A 1,290-nucleotide genomic window follows, 5' to 3' on the forward strand; every position below is an offset into this window, starting at 1 on the left:
AACGCGAGGTGCTGCGCTTCGCCCAGGAAACCGAGGCCACCGCACTGGCGCTGGACGCGCTGCCGGCCGGCGACCTGCGGCTGCTGCTGCGCGGCGTCACCGCCACCGGCGTGGAAGGCGAGGACGCCGAGCAGCCGCTGCAGGTCTCGGCCACGCCGCTGCCGCCGCTGACCGTGCAGCCGCTGCACGAGCAGCAACTGCGCATCGCGCGGCCACGCTTCGTCTGGACCCGCAACCCGGAGGCGACCAGCAGCGTGCTGCAATTGGCGCGCGATGCGCAGTTCCAGGACCTGCTGCTGGAGCAGGAGACCGACGCGACCCATCTGCGCGCGCCGCAGCCCCTGCCGCCCGGCACCTACTTCTGGCGCCTCGCCTCGCGCGATGCGCAAGGCCGGCAAGGCCCGTTCGGGCAGGCGCTGACGCTGCATCTCAGCGATACGCCGGCCGATCCCGGCCTGGCGCCGGCACAGGCCGAGCGCAGCACGCTGACCCTGCGCTGGCAGCCGGATCCGGACGCGCACCATTACCGGGTGCAGCTGGCGCGCGATCCCGCGTTCCACCGCGGCCTGCTCGAACGCACCGTGACCCAGCCGCAGGTCGCGCTGCCGCGGCCGCGCCGCGGCACCTGGTACGTGCGCATCCAGACCCTGGACGCCGACGGCGAGGCCGCGCCGTTCTCGACGCCGCAGACGCTGGACCTGCCCTGCCGCTACTGCAAGCTCGGCACGGCCGGCGGCGCGCTGCTGCTGTGGCTGGCGTTGTGAACGCCACGCTGCTGCGACACGTGCTGGTGGCGCTCGTCGCAGCCGCACTGGCCGCGGCACTGAGCCTGGGCGATGTCACCGGGCGACTGGACAACGCGCTGTACGACGCGGCAATCGCGCAGGCGCCGCGTCCAGCCGATCCGCGCATGCTGCTGATCGCCATCGACGACCGCAGCCTGCAGGCACTGGGCCAGTGGCCATGGCGACGCGACCTGCACGCGCGCCTGCTCGACCGGCTCAGCGCAGCGGGCACCGAGCGGGTGGCGCTGGATCTGCTGTTCAGCGAGCCCGACCTGCAACACGCCGACGACGATGCGCGCCTGGCCGCGGCGCTGCGGCGCAATGGCCGCACCGTGCTGCCGGTGATCGGCAGCGCCGGCGGTGCGGACATGCCGCAGGAGCTGTTGCCGATCCCCGCCATCGCCACCGCCGCAGCGGCGCTGGCGCACACCGACCTCGCCGTCGATGCCGACGGCATCGCGCGCGGCGTCTACCTGCGCGCCGGGCTCGGCAGTGCGCACTGGCC

The 1,290-nt window shown here is 74.2% G+C and carries 1 protein-coding gene and 1 pseudogene; both read left to right on the top strand.

Annotation, left to right across the window (positions count from 1 at the left end; genetic code table 11):
• Nucleotides 1-764: pseudogene (locus D180_RS15480) on the top strand (peptidoglycan-binding protein LysM); the annotation flags it as partial.
• A partial coding sequence (locus D180_RS15485) for a CHASE2 domain-containing protein (RefSeq protein WP_157835472.1) occupies nt 761-1,290 on the top strand: 530 nt, incomplete at its 3' end. The pseudogene D180_RS15480 and the gene D180_RS15485, both read left to right, overlap by 4 nt.

Origin of the sequence: Xanthomonas sp. SHU 166 (assembly GCF_000364685.1) — a bacterium.
GTDB classification, from domain to species: domain Bacteria; phylum Pseudomonadota; class Gammaproteobacteria; order Xanthomonadales; family Xanthomonadaceae; genus Xanthomonas_A; species Xanthomonas_A sontii.